Annotated in this window: 15 protein-coding genes; 7 read left to right on the top strand and 8 right to left on the bottom strand. The window is 50.8% G+C overall.

The annotated features are described in order from the left end of the window. The 3 genes from EDM59_RS17395 to EDM59_RS17385 are packed head-to-tail and all read right to left on the bottom strand — an operon-like array spanning position 1 to position 1,829. Positions 1 to 702 (bottom strand): 2OG-Fe(II) oxygenase, encoded by a 702-nt coding sequence (locus EDM59_RS17395; RefSeq protein WP_425455994.1) that lies wholly within the window; start codon positions 700 to 702, stop codon positions 1 to 3. A gap of 4 nt (positions 703 to 706) precedes the next feature. Then, entirely contained in the window at positions 707 to 1,234 is a 528-nt protein-coding gene (locus EDM59_RS17390) for a methylated-DNA--[protein]-cysteine S-methyltransferase (RefSeq protein WP_122924744.1), read from the bottom strand. Then, positions 1,185 to 1,829, bottom strand: coding sequence for a bifunctional transcriptional activator/DNA repair enzyme AdaA (locus tag EDM59_RS17385; RefSeq protein WP_122924743.1), 645 nt, complete (start codon positions 1,827 to 1,829; stop codon positions 1,185 to 1,187). The genes EDM59_RS17390 and EDM59_RS17385 overlap by 50 nt, the downstream gene beginning before the upstream one ends. Before the next feature lie 199 nt (positions 1,830 to 2,028). On the opposite strand from EDM59_RS17385, the gene EDM59_RS17380 reads away from it, so the two are divergent. Continuing rightward, on the top strand, positions 2,029 to 3,147 hold the full coding sequence (locus EDM59_RS17380; protein WP_122924742.1) for a deoxyribonuclease IV: 1,119 nt from the start codon (positions 2,029 to 2,031) through the stop codon (positions 3,145 to 3,147). A 131-nt stretch (positions 3,148 to 3,278) separates the two neighbouring features. On the opposite strand, the gene gmd is transcribed toward EDM59_RS17380, so the two are convergent. The 3 genes from gmd to EDM59_RS17365 all read right to left on the bottom strand — a co-directional run bounded on the left by gmd (position 3,279) and on the right by EDM59_RS17365 (position 6,058). Then, positions 3,279 to 4,250, bottom strand: a complete 972-nt coding sequence (gene gmd, locus EDM59_RS17375) for a GDP-mannose 4,6-dehydratase (protein WP_122924741.1) — start codon at positions 4,248 to 4,250, stop codon at positions 3,279 to 3,281. Positions 4,251 to 4,864: 614 nt separating this feature from the next. Beyond that, positions 4,865 to 5,083, bottom strand: coding sequence for a hypothetical protein (locus EDM59_RS30845; protein ID WP_148040846.1), 219 nt, complete (start codon positions 5,081 to 5,083; stop codon positions 4,865 to 4,867). Between the two features lie 267 nt (positions 5,084 to 5,350). Further along, on the bottom strand, positions 5,351 to 6,058 hold the full coding sequence (locus EDM59_RS17365; protein WP_122924739.1) for an FkbM family methyltransferase: 708 nt from the start codon (positions 6,056 to 6,058) through the stop codon (positions 5,351 to 5,353). A 239-nt stretch (positions 6,059 to 6,297) separates the two neighbouring features. On the opposite strand from EDM59_RS17365, the gene EDM59_RS17360 reads away from it, so the two are divergent. The 6 genes from EDM59_RS17360 (at position 6,298) to EDM59_RS17335 (ending at position 13,042) form a co-directional block, all read left to right on the top strand. Beyond that, a complete protein-coding gene (locus tag EDM59_RS17360; RefSeq protein ID WP_122924883.1) occupies positions 6,298 to 7,152 on the top strand; it encodes a hypothetical protein in 855 nt (284 codons plus the stop codon). Between the two features lie 120 nt (positions 7,153 to 7,272). Then, positions 7,273 to 8,256: a GDP-mannose 4,6-dehydratase gene (locus EDM59_RS17355; RefSeq protein ID WP_122924738.1), complete on the top strand. Its 984-nt coding sequence runs from the start codon at positions 7,273 to 7,275 to the stop codon at positions 8,254 to 8,256. Between the two features lie 2 nt (positions 8,257 to 8,258). Next, positions 8,259 to 9,491 carry a glycosyltransferase family 2 protein gene (locus EDM59_RS17350; protein WP_122924737.1) on the top strand — a complete coding sequence of 411 codons (1,233 nt, stop codon included), beginning with the start codon at positions 8,259 to 8,261 and terminating at the stop codon, positions 9,489 to 9,491. Between the two features lie 24 nt (positions 9,492 to 9,515). Further along, on the top strand, positions 9,516 to 10,475 hold the full coding sequence (locus tag EDM59_RS17345) for a GDP-L-fucose synthase family protein (protein WP_246011090.1): 960 nt from the start codon (positions 9,516 to 9,518) through the stop codon (positions 10,473 to 10,475). After that, positions 10,472 to 11,578, top strand: coding sequence for a glycosyltransferase family 4 protein (locus EDM59_RS17340; RefSeq protein WP_122924736.1), 1,107 nt, complete (start codon positions 10,472 to 10,474; stop codon positions 11,576 to 11,578). Before EDM59_RS17345 ends, EDM59_RS17340 begins: the two co-directional genes overlap by 4 nt. Before the next feature lie 24 nt (positions 11,579 to 11,602). After that, complete coding sequence (locus EDM59_RS17335; protein WP_122924735.1) at positions 11,603 to 13,042, top strand: FkbM family methyltransferase; 1,440 nt, start codon at positions 11,603 to 11,605, stop codon at positions 13,040 to 13,042. A gap of 186 nt (positions 13,043 to 13,228) precedes the next feature. Here EDM59_RS17335 and EDM59_RS17330 read toward each other — a convergent pair whose 3' ends face one another. Together EDM59_RS17330 and EDM59_RS17325 are read right to left on the bottom strand one after the other, a co-directional pair. Next, positions 13,229 to 14,113 carry an NAD-dependent epimerase/dehydratase family protein gene (locus EDM59_RS17330; protein WP_246011089.1) on the bottom strand — a complete coding sequence of 295 codons (885 nt, stop codon included), beginning with the start codon at positions 14,111 to 14,113 and terminating at the stop codon, positions 13,229 to 13,231. 16 nt (positions 14,114 to 14,129) lie between these two features. Continuing rightward, a complete protein-coding gene (locus EDM59_RS17325; RefSeq protein ID WP_122924733.1) occupies positions 14,130 to 14,717 on the bottom strand; it encodes an FkbM family methyltransferase in 588 nt (195 codons plus the stop codon). Positions 14,718 to 14,726 lie beyond the last annotated feature (9 nt).

The raw sequence follows: 14,726 nt of genomic DNA, 5'->3' as shown, positions 1-14,726 counted from the left end.
CTACTTGGCGTCGTGAAAAATAATCCCCAGACTATACCTTGTCCCAGACGCAATCGTACTGACGCCATGGCGAAGGGTCGTCCTGTAGTAACCGCGCGTCCCTGCCACCGGTCGATGCTGCGTCGGGAAAATCAGGCCGGCTCCCTGTTCAAGCGCGATGACATGACCTCTGCTCTGAGCACGTGGTCTCTGTTCGACGAGCAAAAACTCGCCGCCCTTGTAATCCTGCTCCTTTTGGTTTAACACGAACACGACCTGAAACGGAAAGAACTCCTCTCCGTACAAATCCTGATGCAGACAGTTGTAGCCGCCTGCTTCGTACTTTAGGATCAGCGGAGTCGGCCGCGTTTGCCCTAGCTGGTGGCAATGATCGAGATATTCAGGCAGAGCAGCAGGATAATAGGGTTCGCGGCCAAGCTGCCCGAGCCAGCGATTTGCCGCTTTGGCAAGCTCTGGGTAGAACCCTTCGCGCAGCTGCAGCAGCAAGTTCGGCAGAGGAAACTGATAGTATTTATATTCACCGATCCCGAAGCGATAACGCGCCATGTCGATCGTATTGCGAAAAAGCGCGGGGTTCTGATAGGTCTCTATCATTTTGTGGCATTCCCTTTCGTTTAGCAAGGGCGGCAGGACCGCATAGCCTTGTTCGTCCAATGATTGCTGCAAGCTCTCCCAATCGAGGGCAGCAATCCTCTCTCGCATCGACTTAGACACGCAGCGCACTCCCCTCGTGAGACAGGAGGACTTCCTTCATCTCCATCCCGCCCCGATACCCCGTCAGCGTCCCGTTCTTTCCGATCACGCGATGGCAGGGAACACAGATCAGCACCGGATTCGCTCCAATCGCGGCTCCTACCGCCCGCACCGCAGCAGGCTTTTGAATCTGCGCGGCGATGTCCGAGTACGTCCTCGTCTGTCCAAACGGAATCTGGCAAAGGGCCTCCCAGACCGCTCGTTGAAAGGGAGTGCCGCGCACATCGAGAGGGATCGAAAAGCGATCTTTTTCCCCGTCGAGGTACGCGATCAATTCCGTGACATACGGCTGCAATCTCGCATCATCCTGTGTAAGCTTGCTGCCCGGAAAACGCTGGCTAACCCATGCGGACAATTCGTCCCACGGATGGTCCTGTGATCCAACGAAGCATAGGCCATCCGAGGTCGCTGCCACATACAAACTCCATCCCTCATGGCTCAGCAATGTCCAGTACACTTCCGGCTTCTTCTCCATTTTCATGAATAAATCCCTCCACGGACGATTGTTTATGATGAAATTGGCGATACTCTGTAGGTGTACGCCCTGTCAGTTTTTTAAAGAGTGTCATGAAATAAGACGTATTTGGCATGCCTACTGCAGCGGCGATCTTCGCTATCGGATGATCGGTATGAGCGAGCATTTCCTTGGCCGTCCCGATCCTCGTCTGCTGGACGTATTCGACCACCGTGACACCTTTGATCCGTTTGAAGGTGCGATGCAAATGGTACGGACTGCCGTGGCACTCCTCTGCCAAACTTTCGAGTGTCAGCCTCTCGCAAAAATGCGTGTCGATATATTGCGTGATCTGCTCGACCCACTCCCTGTCAGGCAAACGCTGACCCGTCGGCTTGCATCTTTTGCAGGGACGGAACTTTGCGGACAGGGCTTGCTGCGCATTTTCAAAGATACGCACATTCTCCTTGTTCGGCGGTTTCGACTTGCAGGATGGCCGGCAAAAAATGCGCGTCGTCTTTACGGCGTAAAAGAAGCTCCCATCGAAGGCAGCGTCGTTTCCAACGATGGCCTGCCATTTTTCATCTGTCAGCTGTTCGGGATTGGTTCCTGCTGTTTCCATTTGCCTTCACCTCCAACGTCAGTATACCCGCTAGGAAGGGGTTCTGTACGCATTCTCGAATAGATAAGCAAGATAGTGAAGCTGGATGTGCATGTCTGCCTGTGTCTTCCTGATGGACGAATCGCTCATCTTCGGCTATTTTAGGAAAGAGACAATTGCAGCTTTTCGCACTACCTGAAAAGAGAGGAATGATTGCTGGATGGTTAAGATCGGATCGCACGTATCGTTCTCGGGCAAAGGACTGCTGAATGCAGCGGAAGAGGCTGTCGCATACGGCTCGAGCACTTTTATGATTTATACAGGGGCTCCGCAAAACACGCGGCGCAAACCGATTGAAGATCAATTCATTGCGGAAGGCAAGGCCGTCATGGACAAGCATGGCATGGAAGAAATCGTCGTCCACGCGCCGTACATTATCAACCTGGGCTCGTACAAGGATGACACGTATGAGCTGGCCGTCAATTTCTTGCAGGAGGAAATCCGCCGCACGCACTATCTCGGGGTAAAAAATATCGTGCTTCACCCGGGAGCTTATACGGACAAGGATGCGGAATACGGGATTGCGCGCATCGCGGAGGGCTTAAATGAGGTTCTTCGCGGCGTCAAGGATACCGACGTCAACATCGCGCTGGAAACGATGGCAGGGAAAGGAACGGAAATGGGCCGCACTTTCGAGGAGCTTGCCTCGATCATCGAAAAGGTAGAAGACAACCGCCGTCTTACCGTATGTATGGACACCTGCCATATTCACGATGCCGGCTACGATGTCGTGCACGATTTTGATGGAGTTCTCGACCAGTTTGACCGCGTGATTGGCCTAGATCGACTCGCCGTTGTCCACTTGAACGACAGCAAAAACTTCCGCGGCGCAGGTAAAGACCGCCACGCTCCTGTAGGGGCTGGTCTCATCGGCTTTGACGCCATGAAGTACATCGCCGGGCACGAAAAGCTCCGTCACCTGCCGCTGATTCTGGAAACCCCTTGGATCTCCAAGGAAAAAGGCAATGAACGCCCGATGTACGAAGCGGAGATCGCCCTCTTGCAAGAAAAGGCGGAAAAACGTTTTGGCAGTGATTTCCTCGACCACGTCGAGCGCCTGGAATTCTTCTTCCACAAGCAGGAGGTCGACCGTCGCGACTTCGTCGTGAATACGTGGGAGCTCCTGAAAAACGACGCGAAAGCCAAAAAAGCAGACGGTCGCGAGCCTATGGAGCGCCTGTACGACATGGTTGTGGAGGCCAGACTGTTTGAGGATCTCTCCGAGGAAGACATCAACAAGCGCATGATCGCTTGGTTCGCTGGCAAAGCTGCTTTTTAATTAGAAAACTTGGCTCCGCCAAGCTTTGCGGTGGAGCCTTAGTTACACTTATACTGGCTAAGAATCTTATAAATTCTTACTGTAGCACCAAAAACGAGACTGCCTAAAGTGCAGCCTCGTTTTTTTATGGCTCATGACATTTTGGCTACCCGCTGCAGATCCGCTTCGACCATCATGTGGACGAGCTGCTCGAGCTTTGTTTTGGGCGCCCACCCCAGCTCCTGCTTCGCTTTTTCCGGATTGCCGAGCAAAATATCTACCTCTGCCGGTCTGTACAGCGCTGGATCAATGACGACGTAATCCTGATAATTCAAGCCCACGTAATCAAACGCGATCCTGCACATTTCCTCGACTGTGGAGGTCTTGCCCGTAGCGATGACAAAATCATCGGGCGTATCTTGCTGAAGCATGAGCCACATCGCTTCCACATAGTCTCCCGCAAAGCCCCAGTCCCGCTTCGCCGCAATGTTGCCGAGCCGCAATTCCTTTTGCTTGTGATGCACGATCCTGGCGACTGCATCCGTTACCTTCCGTGTCACAAACTCCAACCCCCGCAGCGGTGATTCGTGATTGAAAAGAATTCCGTTACAGGCATACATCTGAAAGCTCTCTCGATAGTTTTTGGTCATCCAGTAGCCAAACAGCTTGGATACGGCATAGGGACTGCGTGGGTAGAATGGGGTATTCTCCGACTGCTGCGGCTCTTGGATGAGTCCGTACAGCTCACTGGAGGATGCCTGATACATCTTTATGGATGGATCTACTTCCCGGATCGCCTCCAGCACATGCAGGACTCCCAGACCGGTCACTTGAGCTGTCAGTATCGGCTGCTCCCAGGAAGAGCCGACGAAGCTTTGCGCCGCCAAATGATAGACCTCCTGCGGCTTGCATGCCTTCAACCCACGAATGAGAGAGGACACATCCATGATGTCCCCGTCGATGTATTCCACTTGGTCCACAATGCCCAGGTAGTCCAGCCGCCATCTGTCCACCGTGCTGCGACGAGGAACCAATCCCGCTACATGGTAGCCTTTTTCCAGTAATAACTTGGCCAGATAAGCTCCATCCTGACCCGTGATCCCTGTAAGGAAAGCAGTTTTCATAGACTATCTCTCTCCTCAGTCACTTAAGTTCCCTGGTTCGTGTCAACATTCTTATAAGTATGTCAAGGTCACGAAGTTCGTTCGACTCAGCACTAGATTGGGTTCACTCGATACGCAAAGGTGTATCGCTGACACTCTACTGCACAGGATCCTCTCCGCTCTTTGTTGAGAAAACAAGGCGATCTCGCACAATTTCACATTCATATGATACAGGACAGCGAATGGAAGGGGGCCTTGAGGTGGACATACCTATTCTTTTTTTGCAGAGAAATCATCAAGAGCATGTGAAGTACAGCTTGCAGCAAGCAACCGTCAGCAATCCTTCTTCACGCGTCATCCTTCTGGGAACCGCGGATTGCGATACCTTATGCGAGGGAGGTGTAGAGCACTTCCTCATCAGCAATTACACAGAGAGCGCTTCTCCCTTTGAAGCTATTTACCAGCACAAATCCACGAATCCCTATATCTACACCCTTTTTAACTTTCAGCGTTGGTTCATTTTGAAGGATTTCATGAAACAGCACAAACTGTCACAGTGCTGTGTTTTAGACTCTGATGTGCTTTTATATACCTCCATCGACTCTCCCCGCTTTCATTCTTTTTCGATGGAATTTTCATGGACGTCCTTTTGTTCCCTCGACAGGCTGGATTCCTTTTGCAGCTATGTGATGAAGCAGTTCCAAGATCCCACGCTTTATTCCCGGACGGTGTACTACGCTGAAAGACTCGGGCATGGTCTCGTATCCGACATGGTGCTTTGCGATCTCTTTCATCTCGACCATCCGAATCTCCCCAAGTGCTTCGGCCTGTTTTCCGACTGCTTTTTTGATCACAATGTGAACTGCCCCCTGCCGAGCTACCTTTTTCAGGTAGAGCAATTGGACGGCAAAAAGAAAGTGTACCTTCAAAGCAACCAGCTCTATTGCAAAAAGGTCGGATCAGGTGATTTCATCCGCATCTGCTCTCTGCACTTCCAAGGACTTGCAAAGCCCTATATGAAGCACTTTGTGTCTCCCGGCTTCTCCGCTGTCTCTTCTCCTTCTTATTTTGATTACCAAACCTCTCGCTGGATCCCTTGCAGTCTATAAGTACCTCTGGAATCATATTTCCAAATGGGGGCCAATACGGCGAGGGTGACCTCCCTCTACGGGTCCATATGACGGGGGATGATAGGCTTGTTCTGGCGTTTGTTCCTCGAAACCGCTCGCAGCAAGTAAATCACGGCGGATAAAAAAGGCATTGACGCCGCGTGTATCCGTTCCGATCAGCGCATAGCCGAGCTGCATGCCAAGCCCAGCCAGGGAAGTCAGACTTGCTCCAAAATGTGTCGTCCCATCCCACGAAAAGTTGGGATCGTAGACAACCACCATTTTTTGCGGAGGAGGAAAGGCGGCATTATATTCAATCACGACGACACGTGGTTTCCACTCAGCCAAGGCTTGCCAGACCCAATAGTCGTTTCCGTCGATGTCGATGGAGAGGAAATCAAACGATGTTGGAATGTGATGCGCACGGAAAATGGAAGCAATATTCTCCCTCGATACCCGCTCGTGGTGAAGGGTGGCACGTAAGATGTGACCAACGTTCACTGTCAGCTGCTGGAAGTGCTGCGGATCTGCCTCGATCATCAAGCCGGACCATCCGTGCTGTACGAGGAGATTGCGGGTCAGGCACTCCAGCCCCACTGAGACTCCAAACTCGACAAAAATTTGGTTAGTCGTCCCGATTCGGGAAAACAGCTCTTCAATCATTCCGTCTTCCCCGTTCTGTGAATAGATTTGTTTTTCGTAGAAAGAAAGGGCATCCATCCCAGTTCACTCCCTGTGGTTGATTTTTTTCTCTACTCTTTCACGGATATTTTATGTCTCCATCCGAAAAAAGCTTGGTCTTTCCGGCCTCAGGGAGAAAAATAGGCCCCTCTATGATCCTGTTTAACGGAAATGTCCACTTAAAGGCTGCCGCCGTTGCTTTCTTCCCTTTTGGAACATATGCTAACAAGAAATTTTTGTCAGCATGTATTTCAGCATCGACAGAGGAGCGGATACGGTTGAGCATCCCTGTGATTTTTATTCATCGCGCAGTTGAAGGACACCTCGGGTTGTGCATGCAGCAAGCCAAGGCAAGCAATCCAAAGTCACGTGTCATTCTCATCGGAACCCGCGAAAATCGAAAACATACCCCAGACGGGACCGAGCATCACCTGATTGACGATTACTCCCAAAGCGCCAGGGGCTTCGCCAGCTACTACCGCCACCTTTCTCCCAATGACTTCGCCTACAATCTGTTTTGTTTTCAAAGATGGTTCCTATTGCGAGACTTCATGAAGGCAAATCAGCTCCAGAAGATTCTTTATCTCGATTCAGATGTGCTTTTGTACTGCGACATCAACAAGCCTGATTACGAGAGACTCGCCTTGGAATTTTCTTGGACAACTGTTTGCAATCGTTCTACACTGGATCACTATTGCGCGTATCTCACCGCTCATTTCAGGGAGCCCCAGATGCTGCACAAGCTGCTGGACTATTGCCGCGTGATTGGGAATGTTCCTCTTTCCGACATGGTCACTTGCATTCATTTTCGCAATTATTATTTGCGGATGGACAGTACCTATGGCGTAATCGGCGACTCGTTCTTCGACCATAATCTGAGTTGCCCGCTCGCTCCCCCTTGCGAACAAATTGAACTCTTGGATGGGAAGAAAAAGATTTATTGGAAGGACGGAGCCCTGCTTGGCAAGTTTTCCGAAAAAAATGGATTCCTTAAAGTAAACACACTGCATTTTCAAGGGGCCGCCAAGCATTACATCCCCGCTTTTCTCACAGGCAATTTGCCCAGTCGCGATGAGCTCCACTACTTTGATTACGCCACATGCCAATGGCTCCTGGCTAACTTGAAAGACTAGTCATGCAAAATCTATGGGAGGCAACTGCCGTGACGTCCTCTCGTACTGGCTCATATCCATACTATGTTAAGCTTTTTGTCATCCGCAGACGATCTTTGCTCCTGTAGGAGGTTTTCTCCCATGAAGGCTCTGATTACCGGAATAAGCGGATTTGCTGGAAGTCACCTGGCAGAGTATCTCCTATCGCGTGGAGATGTCGAAGTGATCGGAACCTTTCGTTCGCCTAGTCGTTTGGAGTCGCTCGGAGCACTACAGCAGAACGTGCAGCTCATCAAATGCGAGCTGACAGATGCTGAATCCGTGAATCGCCTCATTCGACAGACGCAGCCGGATCTGATTTTCCACCTCGCAGCCCAGAGCTTTGTCCCTACTTCTTTGCACGCACCTGCAGAGACTCTCGTGAACAACCTGGTAGGTCAATTGAATATACTCGAGGCTGTCCGTCACTTGGAGGTGGACTGCAAGATTCAGATTGCATGCTCCAGTGAGGAGTACGGAAAGGTTCATCCAAACGAGTCCCCGATCAAGGAAAACAATCCTTTTCGCCCTCTCAATCCGTACGCAGTCAGCAAAATAGCTCAAGACTACCTCGGCTATCAATACCACCAAAGCTACGGGCTGAACATCGTACGGACGCGTGCCTTCCATCACACAGGTCCGCGCCGGGAAGAATGCTATGTGACCTCCAATTTCGCCAAGCAAATCGCTTTGATTGAAGAAGGCTTGCGACCGCCCCACGTCTATGTCGGAAATCTTTCGGCCGTCCGCGATTTTACGGATGTACGCGATATTGTCCGGGCGTACTGGCTTTCCCTCGAATCGGGAGTGCCCGGCGAAGTCTACAACATCTCTTCTGGCACGAGCATCACGATCGAAGAAATGCTGCAAACCTTGCTGTCCAAAGCCAATGTCCATGTTGATATTCACATCGATGCCAAACGGCTACGTCCTTCTGATGTAGATGTCGTTCTCGGGGATTCTTCCCTGTTCCGCTCCGTTACGGGATGGGTTCCAGAAATCTCGTTCGAGCAGTCGATGGAGGATCTGCTGAATTACTGGCGTGGGATGATTCGTCAGCAAAAATCTGCGGGAGGTGATTGTTGAAGATGAATCAGTCTTTGCCGCTCGTCAGTATCATCACGCCCTCGTTCAACCAAGCCAGCTTTATCAAGCAGACCATCGACAGCATTTTGATGCAGGATTATCCCCACATCGAGCTTATCGTGGTCGATGGTGGCTCGAAGGACGGAACGGTCGCTATTTTGCAGCAATACAGTCATTTGGGTGAACGTTTTCGATATGTCTCCGAGCCTGATCGCGGTCAATCTCACGCCATCAACAAGGGTTTGAAAATGGCACGGGGCGAAATTATCGGCTGGCTCAATTCGGATGATACTTACTTTCCCGGGGCCGTCACAAAAGCCGTAGCAGCGCTCCTCGCTCATCCCGATTGGGGGGCCGTATACGGGAGGGGGATGCATATTGACGAGCACAATAAAATGAAATATCCCTATGTATGGGTGGAATTCGATCGAAAAAAGCTGTTTCATTTCAACCTCATCTGCCAGCCCACAGTCTTTCTCAGGAAGCAAGCCTTTGAAAGTGTAGGCGGTGTAGATGAGGAACACGATTGGTGCATGGATTACGATTTATGGAACCGGATCTCGCTGCATTATCCGATCGGGTGGGTGCCTGAATTTTTGGCCAACTCCCGTTTGTATGCTGCCTGCAAATCCATTGTCAATGAGCTGGAACCGGGCTTTTCTGAAATTTTGAAAACAAGTGTCAAGCATTTTGGAACGGTCTCAAACGAATGGCTCTACCACTACACTACTCATCACTACCATAAAGGTGCTCACTGGTTCTTAAGCAAGCTGAAGCACTACCATGCCTTTGGCAAAGGCCCGCAGCTGGTCACTTCCAATCGCTATGCAGACCGATGGGCTCCACAGCACTTGCGTCTGTCGATACAGATTCCTCCCACCCTGCCTATGCAGGTGCTGCTCATGAAGGGACGCAGCACCATGGTGGAGCTTCCCTTGCATTTTCACGTCATGGCAAATGGCGCCCTCGTGCACAGCTTCAAAGTGACACAGCCCCATTTCGATATCGCGATTCCCCTTCATTCCCGCGGTCCCACCTGTGATGTGAGCATTATTTGCAACCGCCAGGCAATGCTCTCCCAACCGGACGGAAGCTCTCGATCGGTCAGCTATCACGCCCTGGAGATCCTTCCTCTCTCCACAGAGGAATACGCCTTTTACCAGGAGTTCAAAAAAGGACCTGCCCACATTCAGAACTGGGTCAATAACCGCAAACCAACCCCCTTACACTACTGACATTCGGAAAGGAAGGTGGATACCATGCTGAATCTGGCGGAAAAGCGAGTCGTCGTCACGGGTGGAGCTGGTTTTTTAGGAAAGCATGTTGTGGAAAAGCTGCATCGTGCATCCTGTGAGCACATTTTTATTCCCAGGAGCCGTGACTACGATTTGCGGAAGGAACACGACATACAAAGCATGCTGCAAGACTTTCGCCCGGACATCCTTATCCATTTAGCCGCAGTGGTTGGTGGAATCGGAGCGAACCAAAAAAATCCCGGGAAGTACTTTTACGATAATCTGATCATGGGAACGCAGCTTATCGAGCAGTCGCGGCTGTTTGGCGTCGAAAAATTCGTGGCCATCGGTACGATCTGCTCCTATCCCAAATTCACACCTGTCCCCTTTCGCGAAACGCATCTGTGGGACGGTTATCCGGAAGAAACGAATGCTCCCTATGGATTGGCCAAAAAGATGATGCTCGTTCAGTCACAGGCCTACCGCGAGCAGTACGGCTTCAATTCCATTTATTTGCTTCCGGTCAATTTGTACGGACCCTGGGACAATTTTGACCTAGAGAACTCTCATGTCATCCCGGCGATCATCCGAAAATGCGTAGAAGCTTCGCAAAATCAGGAAAAATCGATCGTTCTTTGGGGAACAGGAGAAGTAACCCGTGAGTTTATCTACGTCGAAGATGCTGCAGAAGCGATCGTGGCTGCCACTCGCTCCTACAATCTGTCCGAACCGGTCAATATCGGATCTGGCAAGGAGATATCTATCCGGGAGCTGGCGGAGGTCATCAAATCTTTATCCGGCTATCAGGGCGACATCCTCTGGGATTCAAGCAAACCGGACGGTCAGCCTCGTAGGCTGCTGGACGTCAGCAAAGCAAAGGAACACTTTGGTTTTGAAGCCAAAACCTCCTTGCTTGCGGGCATTACGCGAACCATCGATTGGTATCGCAACCACATTCAGCAGGAAAAGGGGGGTTCAGATTGAGAATTGGCATCAACCTGCTGTCTGTCATCCCCGGCAAGATCGGCGGCATGGAGCAATACGTGCGAAATTTGCTCTCCTACTCCATGAATGCTGGAGATGGCAAGACTTGGTTTCTCTTTCTCACCAACCATAATTTCCATACCTTCGAATCGCAGAGCAACGTCCATAAAATCATGATTCCGGAGAACGCGAACGCACATCAGCTCTTCCACCACTGGATACGCACCCTGAAGCTTGATCTGTGGTTTTGTCCGTTGCTGGTGCTCAACCCGGCAGATGTCACGATCCCGAGCGTGATCAACATCCCGGATATCCAACACGAATACTACCCGCAATTTTTTGAGAATCATGCCTTGCGATGGAGACTGGAAAACTACAAATCCTCTGCCATGCGCAGCAGCGCTGTCCTGACCCTCTCCCAATTTTCCAGGCAAACCATCCTCCAAAAATACGGGCTTCCTGCACATAAAGTACATGCTATTCACTTGGATGCATCCAAAGAGTTTTCCTTGCCTTTTGATGAAGGCCTCAACCAGCACGTGATCCAAAAATATCAGCTGACCCCAGGCTACGGCTTTTTCCCCGCCAACACCTGGCACCACAAAAACCATTTGAATTTGCTGAAGGCGCTCGTCATTCTGCGGCAAAAGTACGATCTGCGTATCCCGATGGTTTTCACCGGCTTCGCTCAGGAGGCCAATCAGTCCGTCGTCAACTTCATTTCCCAAAACCAGCTGTGGGATCAGATCAAATGGCTGAATTACGTTCCACAGGGCGAGATGCCTTACTTGTACAAAAACGCGGGCTTCCTGTGCTTCCCTTCTCTTTTCGAAGGCTTCGGCATTCCGCTGGTTGAAGCCATGCGTTCGCAGATTCCCATCACAAGCTCCAATTGTGGCAGTATCCCTGAAGTAGCAGGTGACGCCTCACTCTTGTTCGATCCGGCCATGCCCGAAGACATTGCCATGAAGCTGGCGGCTATCTTGCTTCCTGAAATCAGAGACGATCTCATCGCCAAGGGAATCAAACAGGCAAAGAGATTTTCTTGGGAGAAATGCGCCCGGGAGACTCTCGCCGTCTTTCGTTCCGTCGTTCGAAAATAAACGTTGAAAGGAGGGGATTATGTCATGTCACGGATGAAAGAAATTGTGCAAGCATGGAGATCAGAAATGAAAATACCTTTCACACTGACTGATCAGGAAACTTGGGACTTTTGGATGCACGAGATGCCCACTGTTCATTTGAAGGTATCCACCATTCAGCTTTACGCCAAAGGCTACAACATTCACAGCTTTATTGAAACGGGGACATTCAAGGGAGACATGGTCCAGTCGATGAAGCACACTTTTGACAAGATTACATCGGTTGAGCTGGACCCGCAGCTGTATCAGGCTGCGAAAAGTCGCTTTGCGGTCGATACCCACATCACCATTCTCCATGGGGACAGCGCCCATGTATTGCCGAATATTTTGGAATCCGTAACGGAGCCATGCCTGTTTTGGCTAGATGGGCACTACATTCCGCTGTCTCTGGAGTCAGCACGCGGAGACGTCGATACCCCTATCCTGCAAGAGCTGCAGGTCATCCTGCAGCATCCTGTCGACAATCATGTCATCCTCATCGATGATGCGCGTTGCTTTATCGGTCCGAATCCCTTGCTGAATGATTATCCGACCATTGCGCAGCTGCAAGAATTTGTTCACCAGCTGCGGCCTGACCTGTCGTTTTTCGTTCAAAACGATATCATCCGCATTTGCAAACCTGTAGAAGGAGCGACAAGCTCGTTGAAAAAAGTAGAATTCCACCTGCCATTTGACGAAAAGTCTTTTTCCGTTTATGGAAGTGAATCAGATGAAAGCGTCCTTCACTTCATCGGGACGGAAAAGGGCTACTATGAGCACTATGTGATTTCTCCCCTGAAAAAAGTCATCCAGCCTGAATTCATTTGCCTGGACATCGGCGCCAACATCGGAACCATTTCACTCGCTCTCAGTTATTTGGCGAACCAAGGCAAAGTGTACGCCTTTGAGCCATCTCACATCAATTATCCCTATTTGGTGAAGAACATCGCGGAGAATCAGGTCAAAAACATCGAGCCCTTGCATCTTGGGGTGTTCGACCGGAATGGAACCATCCACTTTCACGAGGATTCCCGCGGAGGAGGCTGGTCCTTTATTCCCCCAGATGAAAAAGTGGCTGCGCAATCCAACCAGAAAGTCAATTGCGTGCGCCTGGATGACTGGATGGAGCAAAACCTGATTCCGCGTGTAGACCTGATCAAGCTTGATGTGGAGGGGTCGGAATATACCGTCCTGGAAAGCGGATTGAACACGATTCGAAAATGGAACCCCGATCTGATTATCGAGTTTAACCTGGATAGCATTCGGGAAAATTTCAACCGGCATCCACTCGTACTGTACGTCCTCTTGGAAAAACTGTTTTCTCACATCTACATTCTGAAGAGAGACGACACGGTCGTGAAAATCAACAACTACAATCAGCTGCTCGATGAAATGAAGCCGTTCCACGCCGACTTGTTTTGTACAAACAAAACCTTCCTCGTTTGATGTCGCTTGCACCTTTGACCCAGCATGGCTCCCTTACAGCCATGCTTTTTGGTGTTCGCCCATGCTCGCCGAAATTAGAAAACTTGGCTCCGCCAAGCTTTGTGGCGGAGCCTTAGTTGCACTTATACTGGCTAAGAATCTTATAAATTCTTACTGTACGAAAAAACCGGCAAAGAGTGTCCTCTTCTACCGGCTCGTATCCCGTTTGATCATGTTACGGATCCCGTCTGTGAGTGTTGTCTGCGGGGACCAGCCCAGCTGCTCCAGCGGAAGCGTATTTGCTTGTGACTGCATGATTTCGTGCGCGGCATAAGGGAGCGCACCGAAGCGCAGGATCGTTTTGGATGCAGTCAGACCGTGAACCAGCAAAACGAAATCGCGAACGGAAGTCGCCACACCGGTTCCGACCTCATACTCCAGAAACGGCTCCTCAGAATCTCCCGCACGTCTCAGGACCGTCAGAAATGCCGACACCACATCATCAATATAAATGAAATCACGCTTTTGCTCGCCAAGCGTCAACGCAAGCTCGCCTTCCTGCCGAAGACAACTGCGAATGACAAACGGAACAAATTTGTTTGCGCTGTCCATAGGCCCATACACATGCTCCAAACGCAGGCTGCGAAATCGGAGGGTTGGCGAGGAGCTCGCCAGCAAGCTTCCCCACTCGAGAAACTGCCTCTTGGTGAGATTGTAGCCAGACAGATGGGAGGAGAGCACAGCTGGCACCCTTGAGAAGGTATCCGTATTGAGAAAAAAGGGAACAGCACGCCGGATTGCCAGCTCGAGCAGCTGCAAGGGAAAGGTCACGTTTGATTGCACCAGCTCCGCCAAGCTCTCACCCTGACGGCCGTAGCTTGTTGCTGCATGGATGATAGCCTCTATCCTCCCGCACGCTTCGAGCTGCTCCTCCCAATCCGGGCGATCCACGTCAAAAGCATACAGCTGCGACAAAATACCGGAAATCCGCGAGCAATCTGAGCCGCTCCTCTTCAGGATTGCTACTTTGTGACCATCCCTGAGGAGCCCTCTGGCAAGATGACTCCCCAAGAAACCGGTCGCTCCTGTCATGAGCACGAACATCTCTTTATACCCAGTTCAGATCAATATTATGAATCTGCTGCTCTGCCATGAGCTTTCGAAATTTGGCTGCGAGCGGCTTGAGATGCTCAATCAGCCATTCGTGATTTTCCACGACGATTTTCTCGATCCGCTTGTGCTGACCTTTGGCTACCATCTTCTCCAGCAATTCAAATTCGGCACCTTCAATATCGATTTTGACCAGCTTGATATCGCGATTCAAGCTGTCGATAAATTGTGTCAGGTCAATGATTTCTGCAACAACGAACTGGCTTGTGTCGGTGACGGGATGCTGTGCCAGGATGGAAGATGCATAGGCAGACCCCACTGGATCCAGCTGATAATGCTGGTGCAAATACAGGCGCAGCTGGTAATTCTCATGCCACACGCCCTTGTTGATGCATATGACATTGGGATAGCCCTTGAATCGATTCCATAATGCCTGGTACACAAATGGATTGGGTTCAAAGGCAAAGACGAACGCGCCTTTATCCGCCAGCCTTTGCGTCACTTCCCCTACGTTTGCCCCACAGTCAATGGCGATATCTCCCGGACGGATGGAAGCAAACAATTCCTCGCTGTTTTCATTCAACACCGCTGCGCT

Origin of the sequence: Brevibacillus nitrificans, from assembly GCF_003710965.1 — a bacterium.
GTDB classification, from domain to species: Bacteria; Bacillota; Bacilli; order Brevibacillales; family Brevibacillaceae; genus Brevibacillus; species Brevibacillus centrosporus.
This window is presented reverse-complemented; position numbering and strand designations above follow the sequence as displayed.

Coding starts and splice junctions, on each gene's coding strand:
- gmd (WP_122924741.1), bottom strand. CDS start 4,250: ATGAAAACTGCTTTCCTTACAGGGATCACGGGTCAGGATGGAGCTTAT.
- EDM59_RS17380 (WP_122924742.1), top strand. CDS start 2,029: ATGGTTAAGATCGGATCGCACGTATCGTTCTCGGGCAAAGGACTGCTG.
- EDM59_RS17355 (WP_122924738.1), top strand. CDS start 7,273: ATGAAGGCTCTGATTACCGGAATAAGCGGATTTGCTGGAAGTCACCTG.
- EDM59_RS17350 (WP_122924737.1), top strand. CDS start 8,259: ATGAATCAGTCTTTGCCGCTCGTCAGTATCATCACGCCCTCGTTCAAC.
- EDM59_RS17345 (WP_246011090.1), top strand. CDS start 9,516: ATGCTGAATCTGGCGGAAAAGCGAGTCGTCGTCACGGGTGGAGCTGGT.
- EDM59_RS17335 (WP_122924735.1), top strand. CDS start 11,603: ATGTCACGGATGAAAGAAATTGTGCAAGCATGGAGATCAGAAATGAAA.
- EDM59_RS17395 (WP_425455994.1), bottom strand. CDS start 702: ATGCGAGAGAGGATTGCTGCCCTCGATTGGGAGAGCTTGCAGCAATCA.
- EDM59_RS17390 (WP_122924744.1), bottom strand. CDS start 1,234: ATGAAAATGGAGAAGAAGCCGGAAGTGTACTGGACATTGCTGAGCCAT.
- EDM59_RS17385 (WP_122924743.1), bottom strand. CDS start 1,829: ATGGAAACAGCAGGAACCAATCCCGAACAGCTGACAGATGAAAAATGG.
- EDM59_RS17330 (WP_246011089.1), bottom strand. CDS start 14,113: ATGACAGGAGCGACCGGTTTCTTGGGGAGTCATCTTGCCAGAGGGCTC.
- EDM59_RS17365 (WP_122924739.1), bottom strand. CDS start 6,058: ATGGATGCCCTTTCTTTCTACGAAAAACAAATCTATTCACAGAACGGG.